We start from the raw sequence: 16,762 nt of genomic DNA on the forward strand, positions 1-16,762 counted from the left end.
GGCTTCAGTCCTCCAGGGTGGCGACAAGTACGGCTTTGATGGTGTGCAACCGGTTCTCGGCCAGGTCGAAGAGGTCCTGACCGAGACGGGTGCGGCGGTCGTGCAGGGCCGGCAGGCAGTGCACGAACTTCACGTCCGGGTTTCCGGTGGCGGCCAGGCACGCTGCGCTCGGCCAGTTCCCAGCAGGTGGTGACCAGCCCGGGGTCGGGCCACAGCGCGGCGGGGGGCGGCGATGAGCACGTCCATGACGTACGGCCCGCCGCTCGCCGGGACCCTCTTCGACAGGGCCCCGAAGGTCAGGGCCAGGGCCAGGGCGCCCAGGGTCACGACGACGAAGGCGACGAGGGAGACGGGCCCGTAGGGGGCAAGGGCGGAGAGGAGGGCGAAGATCCCGGTACCGATGACGGTGCCGATCACGAGGGCGGAAGCGGCCGGGAGGCCGAGCGTCGCCTTCGGCCAGGGCGCCGCTTGTCCACCGGTCGCTGAAGTCCTGGGCATGGCTGTGCTCCTTGCGCAGGTCGCTGCGAACGAGTCGATCCGCGAACGATGTTTCTACGCCATGCCGGATCGAGGCAGCGGCCACACGGGCCTGCCGGGTGCCCGAAGGTCCCGGTCCGGGAGGTCCGTGCAGCCCCAACTCGCCGTAGAAGCGGGCGAAATGGCTGACGAGGCATGACCGCACGTCTCTCTACGGCGTGCCGAAATCGACCGATCGGGACCGAAAGGCCCGATCACTGGACCATATGGCCCATGGCCCTCGCCAAGGGCCGAGCGCACGCTGGCCTTGCACGTTCGAAGCCCCGCAAGGAGGCACGTCATGCCCGCCATCTCCACCCCCGACATGGTGCGCTCGCTGTCCGTCGAACACCGCGAGCGGCTCATGCGCTTCGCCCGCGAGGTCTCCGTCCCCCAGGGGACACGTCTGTTCGAGGAGGGCGGACGCGCCGACCGCTTCTGGATCATCCGCACCGGCAGGATCGATCTCGACATGCACGTGCCGGGCCGTCGGGCGGCCGTCATCGAGAGCCTCGGCCACAACGAGCTGGTCGGCTGGTCCTGGCTGTTCCCCCCGCACGCCTGGCAGATGGGCGCCGAGGCGATGACACCGGTGCGGGCCTACGAGTTCGACGCCACGGCCGTCCGGTCCATGTGTCAGGACGACCCGGCCCTGGGTCACGAAGTCGGCCAGTGGGTGGGCCGGGTCCTCGCCCACCGTCTGCGCTCGGCCAGGACCCGCCTGCTCGACCTGTATGCCCCCTACGGCGCCGGCAGCCTCATCTGACCCGGCCGGTCCCGAACGGTTAGCGAAGGAGTCGCCATGCCCGGCGCCCCGCACATCGTCAGTGATGTCATGACCCACACGGTCGCCGCGATCGGCCGTGGGGCGGCCTTCAAGGAGATCGTGCAGCTGATGCAGGACTGGAAGGTCAGCGCCCTGCCCGTCATCGAGGGCGAGGGCCGGGTCGTCGGTGTCGTCTCCGAAGCGGATCTCCTGCTCAAGGAGGAGTTCCGCGACAGCGACCCCGACAGATACACGCAACTGCGCCGCCTGTCCGACCTGGCGAAGGCGGGGGCCATGACCGCCGGGGAACTCATGACCTCCCCCGCCCTCACCGTCCGCCCGGACACCACACTCGCCCAGGCCGCGCGGACGATGGCCCGCGCGAAGGTCAAGCGGCTTCCCGTGGTCGACGCCGCGGGCCTGCTGCAGGGCGTCGTCAGCCGGGCCGACCTGCTCAAGGTCTTCCTCCGCACCGACGAGGAGATCGCCGAGGAGGTTCGGCGCGAGGTCGTCTCCTACCTGTTCCCCACCCCGGACTCGTGCGTGCGCGTGGAGGTACTGGACGGCGTCGTGAAGCTCGCCGGCCAGGTCCGGGACGCCTCCCTGGTGCCGGTGGCGGCACGGCTGGTCCGCTCGGTGGAAGGGGTCGTGGACGTGGCATTCGACCTCACGCGGCTGGTGCGCGTGCAGGAGTAGGGCCGGTCGGCCCTGGTGAATTCGACCCTGGCGCGTGATGATCGGAATCACGGGCAGGTAGCAGTCTGCCCTCCGCCGGGGAACGAGGGTCACCATGCCAGAGCCACGCACGTTCAGCGAGCAGAACCCGATCCGGGTGTTCCTGCTGGACGACCATGAGGTCGTCCGCCGCGGTCTGGCCGACCTGCTCGAGGCCGAGCCGGACATCTCGGTGATCGGTGACGCGGGCACCGTCGACCACGCGCTCGCCCGGGGCCCCGCGCTGCGCCCCGACGTCGCCGTCCTGGACGTGCGGCTGCCGGACGGCGACGGGATCTCGGTCTGCCGGGAGCTGCGCAGCCAGATGCCGGAACTGGCCTGTCTGATGCTGACCTCGTTCGACGACGAGGAGGCCCTGCTCGACGCGATCATGGCCGGCGCCTCGGGCTATGTCCTCAAGCAGATCAAGGGATCCGACCTCGTCGCGGCGGTGCGCACGGTGGCCTCCGGCCAGTCGATGCTGGACCCCGCGACCACGGCCCGCCTGATGCGTTCGCTGCGGGCCGACCCGGCGGACGCCCCCGCCGTGCCGTCCGAGCTGGCGAGCCTGTCACCGCGCGAGAGGGACATCCTGGCCCTCATCGGTGAGGGGCTGACCAATCGCGAGATCGGCAAGAAGCTCTACCTCTCCGAGAAGACCGTCAAGAACCACATCTCCCGCCTCCTGGCCAAGCTGGGCGTGCAGCGCCGGGTACAGGCCGCGGTCCTCGCCTCCCACCTGGAGCAGCCGGAGGCGGGGGAACGCCGGGCGAAGTGACGCAGGGAAGTCCTGGCGAAATCCAGCCGTCGGCCTCGGAAACCCCACCCGTCCCTGTGACCCGCCGACGTCGCTCCTCATACGGGCGCGTTGGCGGCGGGCCTCATGACCCCACTCGTTCCCAGCCACGGCGCGGCGGGCGGGTGCCGAGCCTGGTGTCGGTGGCGGAGAGGACCGGACCGACGGTGCGGCGCCGGTAGATCAGGATGGCCGGCCCGCCGAGTGTGGCGACGCCCGCGATCGCGCCGAGGACGACCGCGCCGATGTGGTACGTGTGCTCTCTGACACCGGCCGCTTCGGTCCAGTTTTGGGGATGGCCAGGCCGCCGAGGTGGCCGACGAACACCACGAGGATGCCGAAGTGGAACAGCGGGCTGCCGATGCGCAGCAGCCGCCGGCCTTCAATGCCAGTTTCCCGCGCTGGTTGACCTCCCAGCCGCCGCGCCACTGCTCCCGGTCCTCGTAGCGGCGCGGACAGCCCTGGCCGGGCCGCGTCTCGACGTTGTCGAACCACATGTACTCGACGCCGGTGCGGTTGGTCCACGCCCGCTTGCAGGTGACCGAGCAATGTGGCAGCCGATGCACTTGTCGAGGTTCATCACCATCGCCATCTGGGACATCACCCGTCCGATGGCGGCTTCGTCGCGGGGCATCAGTACGTCACCTCCTGGTCGCTGCGGCGGCGGATGACGGTGACCTCGTCGCGTTGACTGCCCGTCGGGCCGAGGTAGTTGAAGGCGTACGACAACTGGGCGTAGCCGCCGATCAGACGGCTCGGCTTGATCAGCAGGCGGGTCAGGGAGTTGTGGATGCCGCCGCGCCGGCCGGTGGTCTCGGTGCGGGGCACATCGAGACCACCGGTCCTGGGCGTGGTGCATGTAGACCGTGCCTTACGGCATGCGGTGCGAGACGACCGCGCGGGCGTGGCCAGAGCGGGGAACAACCCATGCTCCTCGACCTGAGTGTGCGGGCCACCTCGTCATGCTCACGGGTCAGCTCGGCGTCCGCCGGCCCTCAGGCGGTGGTACCGGCGGCGCGGTGCTCGCGCCGACCGCCGGTAGACGGCTTCCCCCTGCCGCCTTCGGCCGCGACGCGGACACGGGTGAGGGTGAAGGCCAGCGCCGTGGCGGCAACGATCGCGAGCAGGGCGAGACCGGCCGCGTACGTCCCGTACTCGCCGTACAGCGAGCCCATCACCAGCGGCGGCAGGAAGCCGCCCAGCCCGCCCGCGGCGCCGACCACGCCGGTGACCGAGCCGACCTGGTTCGCCGGGGTCCGCAGGGCCACCAGGGCGAAGGTCGCCCCGCTGCCCGCGCCGAGCGCGCCGGCCATGGCCAGGAAGGCAATGGTCCCCACCGGGGCCAGCGCCGGGGTGAACGACTGCACGACCGCACCGGCCACGACCACGGCCAGGGCCCCGGCCAGGACCCGGACCGGGCCCACGCGGTCCGACAGCCAGCCACCGATCGGGCGCATCGCCACCGCCAGCAGCACGAAGCCGGCCATACGGTTCGCGGCGTCCGCCTGGGGCAGCGCGTAGCTGGTCTTGAGGTAGGTGGGCAGGTAGACGGAGAAGGCCACGTAGCCGCCGAACGCGACCGCGTACAGGGCGGATGCCTGCCAGGTGACGCCCAGCCGGGCGGTGGCGGCCAGTCGGCGGGCCAGCGGCTCGGTCGGCACCGTGCGGCCGGGGGCGTCGCTCAGCAGCAGCGCGGCGGCCACGGCGTACACGGCCAGGACCGCGGCGGTGATCAGGAACGGGGTCGACATGCTGTTCGCGTCGACCAGCTTCACGGTGGTCAGGGCGCTGACGGCGGTGCCGCCCATGCCGGCGCCGAACACGCCGATGGCCAGGCCGCGCCGCTCGGGCGGGAACCAGGCGTTGACGAAGGGCACGCCGACGGCGAAGGCGGTGCCTCCGATGCCGAGGAAGAACCCGCCGAGCAGCAGTGCCGTCAGGGAGGAGTGGCCGGCCAGGCCGAGGTAGAGCACCGGCACGATGGTGACCGCCGACACGATCGGGAACATGACGCGTCCGCCGAACCGGTCGGTCAGCGCGCCCACCGGAATCCGGCCCAGGGAACCGACCACGACCGGCACCGCCACCAGCAGAGACTGCTCGAACGACGACAGGTCGAGGCCGTCCTTGAACCGCGGGCCCAAGGGGCTCAGCAGCGCCCACGCCCAGAAGTTCACGGCGAAACCGACCGTGGCCAGAGTCAGCATCAGCCACGCCCGGCCAGACACCGGAGCACCTGACTGCGAACTCCCGCTCTTCGACTTCAACGACTGGACCATGTTGTCCGTCCCTTTCCTCTGCTTGGTGGTACTGCGCCATCCGGATGGCACGCGCACAGCAGGGCCCTTGCCTGCCCCAACGGCATCCGGTAGCCACTGTCCGCATGTGGAGCCACGGACGGGATGGGCCATGAGTCCCTAGGGGCGGACAGACGGGCCCCGGGTTCGGGTCCGGCCGTGGCCTCTCAAAAAGGAGGGCCGGTCGGCCCTACCCCCTCGCAGCGCCTGCGCAGACCATGGACTGATGTCACAGAACGACGCCTTTCGCGCACTCGACCGGCCGGAGTGCCTGCGCCTGCTGGCCAAGGTGCCTGTCGGCCGCGTGGTGTACACCCAGCAGGCACTGCCCGCGGTCCTGCCCGTCAACTTCTCCCTGGACACGGACGCCTCCGTCCTGCTGTGCACCTCGTCGGACTCGGACCTCGCACATGCCATCGACGGCGTCGTGGTCGCCTTCGAGGCGGACGAGTTCGACGCGGCCACCCGCTCCGGCTGGAGTGTGGTCGTCACCGGACGGGCCGCCGTGGTGACCGACCCCGCCGAGCACGAACGCCTGTCGCAGACCGGCCCCAGCTCCTGGATGCCCTTGCAGGACTCGGCGTTCGTGCGGATCGAGTCCGAGATGGTCACCGGACGCGAGCTCACAGGAGCGCGCGGCATGCAGTGAGCCGCCAAGCCGGGGCGTCGGCGGAACTGCGCAGGCGCGCCGCGGCGACTGTTGCCACAGAGCGCTGTCAACTCCGGAGATACGGCCGCCGTTCACCGGCCGCCGCTACGACGGCGGCTTTCCTTCCACCCGCGCGGTCTGCAGGTCGGCGAGAAGCTCCGCCTGGCCGGCCAGCACCCCGGACAGGATGGTCCGCGCCACCCGGAGCAATTCGGCCACGTGCGGGCTGGTCAGCGAGTAATACACGGTCGAGCCCTCCTTGCGGGTCTTGACCAGGTTCGCGCGCCGCAGCACGGCCAGCTGCTGGGAGAGGTGCGCGGGCTCGATGCCCACCTCGGGCAGCATCTCCGCGACCGCATGCTCGCGCTCACTGAGCAGTTCCAGGACACGAATGCGGGCCGGGTGACCGAGGGTTTTGAAGAACTCGGCCTTCAGCTGGTACAGCGGCGTACTCATCTGGCCGTGCCCTCCCCGGTACAGCGACACGGCGTCTCCGGCCGGGCCTCGGCGCCTCGCATCCATCCACTCGTCGAGAACATGCGGCCCATCCTCGCGCGCGGCACCGGCAGCACCGAACTCACGGTGAGGAACCGTGCCGCCGAATCAAGCGGTGACAACCTCAAGAATTGCCAATATTAGCAATTCGTGAGGTTGTGTGAGGGAGGTTCTTGCGTCAGGGGCACCCCCGACTGCCACCCCACCGCCGACGCTGCTCGGACAACTCCTGCCCGCGCTGCGGCGTACCCCCGCATGCTGAAAAACGTCCCTCGGCGGCCATGCCCATCAGCCGGCGCCGACGAACACCGAGCGCGACTGCCCCCTCGGGCCTCCCCGCCGGAGACCTCGACCCTACGGCGGGTGGCGCGGGTGGCGGGGGCGGTGCTCATCGCAGGGCTTCCTCGTCGGAGGTTCGGGACTTCCGGGAAGTCGGGACGGGCAGGACTCCGGCTGTCTGCAGGTGCTGGTGGGCGGCGTGGATCGCTTCGGGGGTGGTGGCGTACTCCCGGCCCTCGTGCCGCAGCAGGTCCAATGCGCCGACGGAGTCCAGGACCTGGCGCTGGCCGGTGCGTATCCCGGAGCCGAGGACGAGGATGCCGCGGCGCCGCAGCTTCTCCACGGCGTCCTTCAGGACGAGGGCGCCGGTGGCGTCCATCGTCGACACCCGGGACATGCGCAGGATGACGACCCGGACGTCGGCGACGTCGGTCAGCTCCAGCAGGAAGCGGTGGGCGGCGGCGAAGAACAGCGGGCCGTCGATGCGGTAGGCGACGATGTGCTCGGCCAGCAGGGCGTGTTCCTCGGCGCTGTGGTCGCCCCGGTCGAGCGGCACCTGGTCGAAGCGGGCCTGCTTGGCCACCGCGCGCAGGGCGAGGGCGCCCGCGACGGCCAGTCCGATGATCACGGCGTACACGAGGTCCAGGGCCAGGGTCGCGACGGCAGTGAGGACGAGGATCAGGGCGTCGGAGCGGGTGGCCTTCGCCATGGCCTTCAGCGAGCCGACCTCGATCATGCGGACTGCGGTGGCCAGCAGGACGCCGGCGAGGGCGGCGAGCGGGATCTGCGAGACCAGGGGCGCCGCGGCGAAGACGATCGCGGCGAGGATCGCGGCGTGGGTGAGGGCGGCGAGGCGGGAGCTCGCGCCGGTGCGGACGTTGACCGCGGTGCGGGCGATCGCGCCCGTGGCCGGGACGCCGCCGAAGAGCGGGGCGAAGATGTTCGCGAGGCCCTGGCCGAACAGCTCCCGGTCGGGGTCGTGTCGCTGTCCGACCGTCATGCCGTCGGCGACCGAGGCCGAGAGCAGGGACTCCAGAGCGGCCAGGGCGGCGACCGCCACGGCCGGGGCGAGCAGGGAACCCAGAGCGCCCAGGTCCAGGAAGGACAACGAGGGCGCGGGCAAGCCTTGAGGCAGGTCACCGATCGGCTTCGCCGCGTCCAGTCCGGCGGCCTTTGCGACCACCGTCGCGCCGATCACGGCCAGGATGGAGAACGGAACGGTCGGCCGCCACCGCGCCCCGGCCAGCATGACCAAAGCAACCGCGGCGGCGAGGCAGAGAGCGGTCCAGTTCGGGGACCGGACGAACTCCTCGACGGCCCGCCAGGTCACCACCAGCACCCGGTCGCCCTCGGGCTTGGCCACGCCGAGGGCGTTCGGGACCTGCTGCAGACCGATCACGCAGGCGATGCCGAGGGTGAAGCCCTCGACCACGGGGGCGGGAATGTACTGCATGTAGCGGCCGGCCTTCAGCGCGGCCAGCGCCACCAGCATCACGCCGGCCATAAGACCGACCGTGAGAACACCCGTCGGCCCGTGCTCGCCCACGATGGGGACGAGGACCACCGTCATGGCGCCGGTCGGCCCGGACACCTGCAGATTCGATCCGCCGAAGAGCGCGGCCAGCGCGCCCGCGACCACCGCGGTCGCCAGTCCCGCCTCCGCACCGAGCCCGGAGGAGACGCCGAAGCCGAGGGCCAGCGGCAGCGCCACGACGGCCACGGTCAGCCCGGCCAGCAGGTCCCGACGAGGATCGCGGCGCATCTCCGCCAGATCGGCGCGGGTGGGCGACAATGCGACGATCCGGGCCCAGACCCGGCTGATCTGCGAGGTCATCGCGCGGCGACCTCGGCTTCCCGCAGCTCGGCGAGCAGCTCGCCCTGCCCGGACAGCATCTCGGTCAGGATCCGCCGCGCGGCCTTCATCAGGTCGGCCACGTCCCCACCGGCCAGCTCGTACACGACGGTCGCCCCCTCCCGTGTCGAGGCGACGATCCCTGAGCGGCGCAGCACCGCCAGTTGCTGCGACAGGCCGGAGGGCTCCACCTCGATGGCGGCCAGCAGGTCCCGCACCGGCATCGGCCCGTCCTGCAGCAGCTCCAGCACCCGTATCCGTACGGGATGCCCCAGCATCCGGAAGAACTCGGCCTTGGCCTGGTACAGCGGAACGGACACGACCCTCGGCTTCCTCTACGAGCCCCGCCGTGAGGGCGGGCGCGAAAGGCTGGACCCGCGGCTACCTGCGAACTCAGCAAACACAGCATCTAACCAATTGCGAAATTTAGCAATTCAGCAGAACTGAAGGGCGGGTCGGCTGGATCAGCAGGGCTGGGCGTTGTGGATCGACGGTGCCGCGGCGGCTGCCAGGAGCGACTCCACGGTGGCTGCGTCCAGCAGGGTTCGGTGGTGATCACGAGGGCGAAGACCGCCCGGGCCCGCGCCAGGTCCGCGCGGCCCCCGGCGTGGACGATTCAGTGTCCGGCCGCGGCAAGCATCACCAGAACGAACAGGGCCCGGTGTCCGGCTCGCGCGGGTCGCGGTCGGGCACGGCCTCGGCGTTGCAGTGCAGGCAGGCCGGTGGGCAGGCCCGGGTGGACTCCCAGATGACGATGAACGGGTGCTCCCCCGCGTCGTGCCGCTGACGGCGGACGGCGTGGGCGGCGGCGCTCATCGCCCGGCCCTTCCCAGCGCCCGCGTGCTGTGTCCGGCCGCCCTGGAGTCAGGGCAGACGAGGCGGGCGGCCGGACGATGGCCGGGCCGGACCGTGCGCGGTACCCACCGCGAGCGACAGCGGTGGAATCGGCCTTGGGCGCGGTCGATGTGGTCGTGCACGGAACTGCCTCCGGATCGGTCGCCGTCAGCATCCACCGGCGGCGGTGGGCGGCGCGGCGGCCGATGGTCTTCCCCGACAGGGCCGACAGTCCCGCCCCGGAGTGGGCCGGACGGCCATCCGGCCGGGACCGTCGGCCCCAGGTGGGCCAGGGCCCGCTCCGCCTAGCGTTCCCGGCCATGGAGAACGATCAGAACGCACGGCGTCGGGCGGCGAGCGCCGGTGAGGGCTGGCCGCTGGCCGCCCGCAGGCTGCTCACCCGCCGTGAGGTGTCGGCCGACGGACGCGCCGTGTTCGGCGAGAACGACGGTAAGTGGGAGGGCTTCTACCGGGACCGGTGGGCCCACGACAAGGTCGTGCGCTCCACCCACGGCGTGAACTGCACCGGCTCCTGCTCGTGGATGGTGTACGTCAAGGACGGCATCATCACCTGGGAGCACCAGGCCACCGACTACCCGTCGATCGGTTCCGACTGCCCCGAGTACGAGCCGCGCGGCTGCCCGCGCGGGGCCTCGTTCTCCTGGTACACGTACTCCCCCAGTCGGGTCCGCTACCCGTATGTGCGCGGCGCGCTGCTCAAGCTGTGGCGCGAGGCCCGCAAGCGGCTCGGCGACCCGGTGGCGGCCTGGGCCGAGATCACCGGCGACCCGGCCAAGGCCCGCGCCTACAAGCGGGCCCGCGGCAAGGGCGGCCTGGTGCGCGCCGACTGGGACGAGGTGTCCGAGTTGGTCGCCGCCGCCCAGGTACACACGGTCAAGGCCTACGGTCCCGACCGCGTCGCCGGTTTCTCCCCGATCCCGGCGATGTCGATGGCGTCCTTCGCAGCCGGCGCCCGGTACCACTCACTGATCGGCGGCACACTGCTGTCCTTCTACGACTGGTACGCCGACCTGCCGATCGCCTCGCCGCAGGTCTTCGGCGACCAGACCGACGTCCCCGAGGCGGCGGACTGGTGGAACGCCGGCTATCTGATCATGTGGGGCTCCAACATCCCCGTCACCCGCACCCCGGACGCGCACTTCCTCACCGAGACCCGCTACAACGGCACCAAGGTCGTCGCGGTCAGCCCCGACTACGCCGACAACGTCAAGCACGCCGACGAATGGGTCGCCCCGCACCCGGGCACGGACGGCGCGCTGGCGATGGCGATGGGGCACGTGATCCTGCGCGAGTTCCTCGTCGACCGCGAAGTTCCCTATTTCCAGGACTACTTGAGCAAGTTCACCGACGCTCCGTTTCTGGTGACGCTCCGGGAGAGCGCCCATGGCCTCGTCCCGGGCGGGTTTCTGACCGCCGCCGATCTCGGCCGCGACGAGGAACACGCCGAGTTCAAGACAGTCCTCCTGGACGGGGCCACCGGCGAACCGGTGGTCCCCGGCGGCTCGCTCGGCTTCCGGTGGGGGGAGGCCGGGCGAGGCCGCTGGAACCTTGACCTGGGTGAGGTCGTGCCCGAGCTGAGCCTGCTGGAATCCGCCGAGGACACGGCGCCCGTCGTGCTGCCCCGGTTCGACGAGGGCCCCACGGAGGGGGGTTCGGTCATGGTGCGCGGGGTGCCCGTCCAGCGGATCGGCGGGCAGCTCGTCACCACGGTCTTCGACCTGATGCTGGCGCAGTACGGCGTCTCCCGCCCCGGCCTGCCGGGCAGTTGGCCGTCGTCGTACGAGGATGCGACCGAGCCGTACACACCCGCCTGGCAGGAGACGGTCACGTCCGTGCCGGCGGAGCAGGCGGCCCGCATCGCCCGCGAGTTCGCCCGCAACGCCGAGCGCACCAACGGCCGGTCCATGATCGCGCTGGGTGCCGGCACCAACCACTGGTTCCACTCCGACACCATCTACCGCGCCTTCCTGGCCCTGATCACGATGACCGGTTGCCAGGGCGTCAACGGCGGCGGCTGGGCCCACTACGTCGGCCAGGAGAAGGTCCGCCCGGTCACCGGGCAGCAGCATCTGTCGTTCGCCTTCGACTGGCAGCGACCCACCCGGCACATGGCCGGCACGTCGTACTGGTATCTGAACTCCGACCAGTGGCGCTACGAGGCGTTCGGGCCCGACGAGCTGGCCTCCCCGCTCGGCGAAGGGCGGTTCAAGGGCAAGGGGTTCGCCGACTGCCTGGCTCAGGCGATCCGGCTGGGCTGGACGCCCGGCCACCCCGGCTTCAACCGCAACCCCCTCGACCTCACGGACGAGGCGGCCGCCGCGGGCCGTCCCGTCGCCGAGCACATCGTGGACGAGCTGAAGTCCGGGCGGCTGCGGTTCGCCGCCGAGGACCCCGACGACCCCGCCAACTTCCCCCGCGTCCTGACGGTGTGGCGGGCCAACCTGCTCGGCTCCTCCGGCAAGGGCAACGAGTACTTCCTGCGCCACCTGCTCGGCACGGACGCGGCGGTCCGCTCCGAGGAGACCCCGCCCGAGCACCGGCCGAAGGACGTGGTGTGGCGGGAGGAGGCGCCCGAGGGCAAGCTCGACCTCCTGGTCACCATGGACTTCCGGATGACCTCCACCAGCCTCCTCTCCGACGTCGTCCTGCCGGCCGCGACCTGGTACGAGAAGGACGATCTGTCCAGCACGGACATGCACCCCTTCGTGCACGCCTTCACCCCCGCGATCGCACCGCCCTGGCAGGCCCGCACCGACTACGACAGCTTCCTCACGATCGCCGACAGGTTCAGCGAACTGGCGGCCGAGCACCTGGGGACACGTACCGACGTCCTGGCGGTGCCGCTGCTGCACGACACCCCCGACGAGCTCGCCCAGCCCGGCGGCGTGGTGCGGGACTGGCGGAACGGGGAGTGCGAGCCGGTCCCCGGGCGCACCATGCCCAAGCTCGTCGTCATCGAACGCGACTACGCCGCCATCGCGCAGAAGATGCGCGCCGTCGGCCCGCTGCTGGACACGCTGGGCACCACCACCAAGGGCGTCACCGTCCACCCGAACCAGGAGATCGACGACCTCCGGCACCGCAACGGAACCGTCAGGGACGGCGTCGCCGCCGGACGGCCCTCCCTCGCCACCGCGTCGCACATGTGCGAGGCGATCCTCGCCCTGTCCGGCACCACCAACGGCCGACTGGCCACCGAGGGCTTCCGCGAACTGGAGCGGCGGACCGGCAGCGAGGGCCTGGCGGAACTCGCCGCCGAACGCGAGGCCGAGCGGATCACCTTCGCCGACACCCGCACCCAGCCCCGGTCGGTCATCACCTCGTACGAGTGGTCGGGCAGCGAGACCGGCGGTCGGCGCTACTCCCCCTTCGTCATCAACACCGAGCACAAGAAGCCCTGGCACACCCTCACCGGCCGCCAGCACTTCTTCGTCCAGCACGACTGGATGACCGAACTCGGTGAGCAACTGCCTGTCTACCGGCCCCCGTTGAACGCACCCCGGCACTACGGCGACGAGTATCTGCGCGAGGACGGCCGGGCGGAGGTCACAGTCCGCTACCTGACCCCGCACTCGAAGTGGTCCATCCACTCGAACTACCAGGACAACAAGTACATGCTCGACCTGTCCCGCGGCGGACCCACGATCTGGATGTCCACCGGCGACGCCGAGAAGATCGGCGTGAAGGACAACGAGTGGATCGAGGCGTACAACCGCAACGGCGTCGTCGCCGCCCGTGCCGTGGTCACCCACCGCATGCCCGAGGGCACGGTGTACATGCATCACGCCCAGGACCGCACCGTGAACGTCCCGAAGACCGAGGTCAGCGGCAAGCGCGGCGGCATCCACAACTCCCTCACGCGGCTGCTGCTCAAGCCCACCCACCTCGCGGGCGGCTACGCCCAGTTCACCTACGCCTTCAACTACTACGGCCCGACCGGCAACCAGCGCGACGAGGTCACCGTCATCCGCCGCCGCAGCCAGCAAGTGGAGTACTGAGATGCGAGTGATGGCACAGATCGCGATGGTGATGAACCTCGACAAGTGCATCGGCTGCCACACCTGCTCGGTCACCTGCAAGCAGACGTGGACCAACCGCACCGGCGTCGAGTACGCCTGGTTCAACAACGTCGAGACCAAGCCGGGTGTCGGCTACCCGCGCCGCTACGAGGACCAGGAACAGTGGAAGGGCGGCTGGATGCTCGACAAGCGCGGACGGCTAGTCCTGCGCTCCGGGGGCCGGCTCAAGCGGCTGCTGTCGCTGTTCTCCAACCCCGACCTGCCGTCCATCGAGGACTACTACGAGCCGGTCACCTACGACTACGACAACCTGGTCAGCGCGCCGGCCGGTCCTGACATGCCCGTCGCCCGGCCCCGCTCGGTCCTCACCGGCAAGCCCACCGCCATCGCCTGGGGCGCCAACTGGGAAGACGGCCTCGGCGGCGCCCCCGAGAACGCCGGCGGCGACCCCAACCTGACCGGCGAGTGGGCGCAGAAGGTCAAGTTCGAGTTCGAGCAGACCTTCCTCTTCCACCTGCCTCGCCTGTGCGAGCACTGCCTCAACCCGGCCTGCGTCTCAGCCTGCCCGTCGGGCGCGCTGTACAAGCGGGTCGAGGACGGCATCGTCCTGGTCGACCAGGACCGCTGCCGCGGCTGGCGGATGTGCGTGACGGCGTGCCCGTACAAGAAGGTGTACGTCAACCACGCCACCGGCAAGGCCGAGAAGTGCACCTTCTGCTTCCCGCGCATCGAGGCCGGACAGCCCACCGTCTGCTCCGAGACATGCGTCGGCAGGCTCCGCTACCTCGGCCTGCTCCTGTACGACGCCGACCGCGTCGGCGAGGCCGCCGCCACTCCGGACGAGAAGGACCTCCTCGACGCCCAGCGCGGAGTGTTCCTCGATCCGCACGACCCCGAAGTGCGCGCGGCGGCACGCGAGTCGGGTATCCCGGAGGACTGGCTGGACGCGGCCCGCCGCTCCCCGGTGTACGACCTGGTCATGCGCTACAAAGTGGCGCTGCCGCTGCACCCGGAGTACCGCACGCTGCCCATGGTCTGGTACGTCCCGCCCCTCTCTCCCGTCCTCGACGCCGTCGACGCGGCGGGCGGCGACCAGGACGACCCCGACCACGTCTTCGCCGCCGTCACCCGGCTGCGCATCCCGCTGGAGTACCTGGCGGAACTGTTCACCGCCGGAGACACCGACGTCGTCGCCGGCGTGCTGATGAAACTCACCGCGCTTCGCTCGTACATGCGCGGACGCACCCTCGGTGAGTCCGGCGACGAGACCGCGCTGACGGCCGTTGGGCTCACCGCCCGTGAGGCGGAGGACCTGCACCGCCTCCTCGCCGTCGCCAAGTACGCCGACCGGTACGTCGTCCCCGCGGCCCACAAGGAGGACGCAGCCGCCCTGACCGCGATGGAGAACCGCTGCCCGGTCGAAACGTCCGGCGACGCCGAGCCCCGCAAGGTCATGCTCGGCATCCCCGCCCTGCGCCGCGACACCACTGCCGGAGGACGTCCGTGAGCCCGCTGCCCTCAACGATTCCCGCCCTGGTCCGCACCCGCGTCCGGGCAGCCGTACGCCGCCCGTCCCGGCTCACACCCGAAGAGACGGCGGGCCGAGCCCTGACACTGCGACTCGTGTCGCTGCTCCTGCAGTACCCCGACTCCGAACTGACGTCAGGCCGGGCCGAGTTGACGACCGTAGTGGAAGCCCTTCCGGCCACGCCGGCGGCGGAGCACCTGGCCCGGTTCACCGACTGGTTCGGCGCACAGGCCCCCGAGGCGCTGGAGCGACACTACGTCGAGACGTTCGACCTGCGCCGCAGCAGCAGCCTCTACCTCACCTACTACCTGCACGGCGACACCCGCCGCCGGGGCATGGCCCTGCTCACCCTCAACCAGCGGTACAAGGCCGCGGGCTGGGACACCGACGGCGGCGAACTGCCCGACCACCTGCCGGTCGTGCTGGAGTTCGCCGCCCTTGCAGGCCCGGGTGGTGGCGAGGCGCCACTGCGCCAGCACCGACGCGGACTGGAGCTGATCCACCAGGCGCTGACCGACGCCGACTCCCCGTACCGGCACGTCCTGGCCGCGCTGCTCACTCTGCTGCCGCCGCCCACCGAGGCCGACCGCGCCGCGGTCGCCCAGCTCGTCGCCGAGGGCCCGCCGAATGAAGAGGTCGGCCTCGATCCCTACGGCGCCTATGGAGACGGCGAGTTCGCACCCCCGAGCGCCTTCGTGCCGCCGGCGCCTGCCCCGCCGACCTGTCTGCCGCCCGCTCCGACCAGCCGTACGGAAGGCCCCCGATGAACGCCGCGCCCACCCCCCTGGCCGCCGCGTCCACCAGCGGCGCCGACCTCCTCCTGTGGGTCGCCGTTCCCTACATGTGCCTCGCGGTGTTCGTCGTCGGGCATGTCTGGCGCTACCGGAAGGACCAGTTCGGCTGGACCTCGCGCACCACCCAGCTCCTCGAACACCGCTGGCTGCGCTGGGGCAGCCCGCTGTTCCATCTGGGCGCCTTCATGGTGATCGCCGGACATGTCGTGGGCCTCGCGGTTCCCGATGCCTGGACCGAGGCCGTGGGCATCACCGAGCACGCTTACCACACCATGGCTGTCTGGGCTGGTTCCGTGGCAGGCGTCGCCATGGTCACCGGACTCGGCATGCTGTGCGCTCGTCGGCTGCTGACGCGGTCGATCCGGCTCGGCACCGACCGCAGTGACAAACTGCTCTTCCCGCTGCTGTCCGCGACCGTCCTGCTGGGCATCACGGCCACCGCCACACACAACGTGTTCGGCGCCGGCTACGACTACCGCTCCACCGTCTCCGTCTGGTTCCGCGGCCTGTTCGTCCTCCAGCCGCGGCCCGAGGCGATCGCCGGCGCCCCGCTGCTGTTCCAGTTGCACGCCCTGACCGCCTGCCTGCTCTTCGCCGCCTGGCCGTTCACCCGCCTGGTCCACGCATGGAGCGCTCCCATCGGATACCTCGCCCGGCCGTACCTGGTCTACCGGCGACGAGCCACCACAGCCACGGCCCCGACAGTCGCGGGGCGACGCCGGTCGGCCTCCGGCTCCCGGCGAGCCGCATGAGTCACCAACCCGTGCGTGCGCCGGACGCCACGAGCGCCCGACGCACGCATGCAGTGGGCGCGAGCCGCCGGACGGACCTGGCGACGGCGGCGCCCGATTGTCGGCCGGCCGTCTGCGCGGCATGCGTCTGTACCGGGGCGTCGAGGTGTGGCAGTAGCAGGCCCGGGACTGCCGGCTCGAACTGCCCACCGCCCGGGCGACAGCAGAACGCCTGACGACCCCGGCGCCGGCAGCCCACACCGACCTGTCCGGCGACGCCGCTGACATGACTGTCATCGCCCGCCTGTGCGGACACTCATGGCACTCCTGGCACCCCTGGCACCGTCAACGCGACACCGACGAGGCACACCGGAAGGCTGCATCGCATCACCAACTCTTCCCTTCTCAGCCATACAGCAGAGAACAACGCGGCCGTCTTCCGTACTATCGCTACAACGCAGCTATGCGACA

At 70.9% G+C, this 16,762-nt stretch carries 14 protein-coding genes and 4 pseudogenes; 8 read left to right on the forward strand and 10 right to left on the reverse strand.

Going from position 1 to position 16,762, the window contains the following annotated elements:
• Positions 1-4: 4 nt before the first annotated feature.
• Both ACIBAF_RS31710 and ACIBAF_RS31715 read right to left on the reverse strand, forming a co-directional pair.
• A pseudogene (locus ACIBAF_RS31710) lies at positions 5-157 on the reverse strand (ornithine carbamoyltransferase subunit F); the annotation flags it as partial.
• The gene (locus tag ACIBAF_RS31715; protein WP_399467649.1) at positions 130-498 is read right to left on the reverse strand and encodes a hypothetical protein; all 369 of its coding nucleotides are present in this window, start codon (positions 496-498) and stop codon (positions 130-132) included. The gene ACIBAF_RS31715 and the pseudogene ACIBAF_RS31710, both read right to left, overlap by 28 nt.
• A 319-nt stretch (positions 499-817) precedes the next feature.
• Between ACIBAF_RS31715 and ACIBAF_RS31720 the strand changes: the two genes are divergently transcribed.
• From ACIBAF_RS31720 to ACIBAF_RS31730, 3 genes are all read left to right on the forward strand, one after another.
• Entirely contained in the window at positions 818-1,282 is a 465-nt protein-coding gene (locus ACIBAF_RS31720) for a Crp/Fnr family transcriptional regulator (RefSeq protein WP_399467612.1), read from the forward strand.
• A 36-nt stretch (positions 1,283-1,318) separates the two neighbouring features.
• Positions 1,319-1,978, forward strand: coding sequence for a CBS domain-containing protein (locus tag ACIBAF_RS31725; RefSeq protein ID WP_399467613.1), 660 nt, complete (start codon positions 1,319-1,321; stop codon positions 1,976-1,978).
• A gap of 94 nt (positions 1,979-2,072) precedes the next feature.
• Positions 2,073-2,774 (forward strand): response regulator, encoded by a 702-nt coding sequence (locus ACIBAF_RS31730; protein ID WP_399467614.1) that lies wholly within the window; start codon positions 2,073-2,075, stop codon positions 2,772-2,774.
• Between the two features lie 103 nt (positions 2,775-2,877).
• Here the strand turns inward: ACIBAF_RS31730 and ACIBAF_RS31735 are convergent.
• The 4 genes and pseudogenes from ACIBAF_RS31735 to ACIBAF_RS31750 form a co-directional block, all read right to left on the reverse strand.
• Positions 2,878-3,221: pseudogene (locus ACIBAF_RS31735) on the reverse strand (respiratory nitrate reductase subunit gamma).
• A pseudogene (gene narY, locus ACIBAF_RS31740) lies at positions 3,164-3,426 on the reverse strand (nitrate reductase subunit beta); the annotation flags it as partial. The pseudogenes narY and ACIBAF_RS31735, both read right to left, overlap by 58 nt.
• Positions 3,426-3,696, reverse strand: a pseudogene (locus ACIBAF_RS31745) (nitrate reductase subunit alpha); the annotation flags it as partial. The pseudogenes narY and ACIBAF_RS31745, both read right to left, overlap by 1 nt.
• 91 nt (positions 3,697-3,787) lie before the next feature.
• Positions 3,788-4,999 (reverse strand): MFS transporter, encoded by a 1,212-nt coding sequence (locus tag ACIBAF_RS31750; RefSeq protein ID WP_399467645.1) that lies wholly within the window; start codon positions 4,997-4,999, stop codon positions 3,788-3,790.
• Between the two features lie 316 nt (positions 5,000-5,315).
• Between ACIBAF_RS31750 and ACIBAF_RS31755 the strand changes: the two genes are divergently transcribed.
• Positions 5,316-5,738 carry a pyridoxamine 5'-phosphate oxidase family protein gene (locus ACIBAF_RS31755; RefSeq protein ID WP_399467615.1) on the forward strand — a complete coding sequence of 141 codons (423 nt, stop codon included), beginning with the start codon at positions 5,316-5,318 and terminating at the stop codon, positions 5,736-5,738.
• A 105-nt stretch (positions 5,739-5,843) separates the two neighbouring features.
• On the opposite strand, the gene ACIBAF_RS31760 is transcribed toward ACIBAF_RS31755, so the two are convergent.
• From ACIBAF_RS31760 to ACIBAF_RS31775, 4 genes are all read right to left on the reverse strand, one after another.
• The gene (locus tag ACIBAF_RS31760; protein WP_399467616.1) at positions 5,844-6,194 is read right to left on the reverse strand and encodes an ArsR/SmtB family transcription factor; all 351 of its coding nucleotides are present in this window, start codon (positions 6,192-6,194) and stop codon (positions 5,844-5,846) included.
• A 427-nt stretch (positions 6,195-6,621) separates the two neighbouring features.
• Positions 6,622-8,346 (reverse strand): SulP family inorganic anion transporter, encoded by a 1,725-nt coding sequence (locus tag ACIBAF_RS31765; RefSeq protein ID WP_399467617.1) that lies wholly within the window; start codon positions 8,344-8,346, stop codon positions 6,622-6,624.
• The gene (locus ACIBAF_RS31770; protein ID WP_399467618.1) at positions 8,343-8,684 is read right to left on the reverse strand and encodes an ArsR/SmtB family transcription factor; all 342 of its coding nucleotides are present in this window, start codon (positions 8,682-8,684) and stop codon (positions 8,343-8,345) included. Before ACIBAF_RS31770 ends, ACIBAF_RS31765 begins: the two co-directional genes overlap by 4 nt.
• 319 nt (positions 8,685-9,003) lie before the next feature.
• Positions 9,004-9,180: a hypothetical protein gene (locus tag ACIBAF_RS31775; protein WP_399467619.1), complete on the reverse strand. Its 177-nt coding sequence runs from the start codon at positions 9,178-9,180 to the stop codon at positions 9,004-9,006.
• A gap of 338 nt (positions 9,181-9,518) precedes the next feature.
• On the opposite strand from ACIBAF_RS31775, the gene ACIBAF_RS31780 reads away from it, so the two are divergent.
• The 4 genes from ACIBAF_RS31780 to narI are packed head-to-tail and all read left to right on the forward strand — an operon-like array spanning position 9,519 to position 16,312.
• Complete coding sequence (locus ACIBAF_RS31780) at positions 9,519-13,217, forward strand: nitrate reductase subunit alpha (protein ID WP_399467620.1); 3,699 nt, start codon at positions 9,519-9,521, stop codon at positions 13,215-13,217.
• A 1-nt stretch (position 13,218) separates the two neighbouring features.
• Complete coding sequence (narH, locus tag ACIBAF_RS31785) at positions 13,219-14,745, forward strand: nitrate reductase subunit beta (protein WP_399467621.1); 1,527 nt, start codon at positions 13,219-13,221, stop codon at positions 14,743-14,745.
• On the forward strand, positions 14,742-15,533 hold the full coding sequence (narJ, locus tag ACIBAF_RS31790; RefSeq protein ID WP_399467622.1) for a nitrate reductase molybdenum cofactor assembly chaperone: 792 nt from the start codon (positions 14,742-14,744) through the stop codon (positions 15,531-15,533). The genes narH and narJ overlap by 4 nt, the downstream gene beginning before the upstream one ends.
• The gene (gene narI, locus ACIBAF_RS31795) at positions 15,530-16,312 is read left to right on the forward strand and encodes a respiratory nitrate reductase subunit gamma (RefSeq protein WP_399467623.1); all 783 of its coding nucleotides are present in this window, start codon (positions 15,530-15,532) and stop codon (positions 16,310-16,312) included. The genes narJ and narI overlap by 4 nt, the downstream gene beginning before the upstream one ends.
• Positions 16,313-16,762: the final 450 nt, after the last annotated feature.

This window comes from Streptomyces sp. NPDC051677, from assembly GCF_044453465.1.
GTDB lineage: Bacteria > Actinomycetota > Actinomycetes > Streptomycetales > Streptomycetaceae > Streptomyces.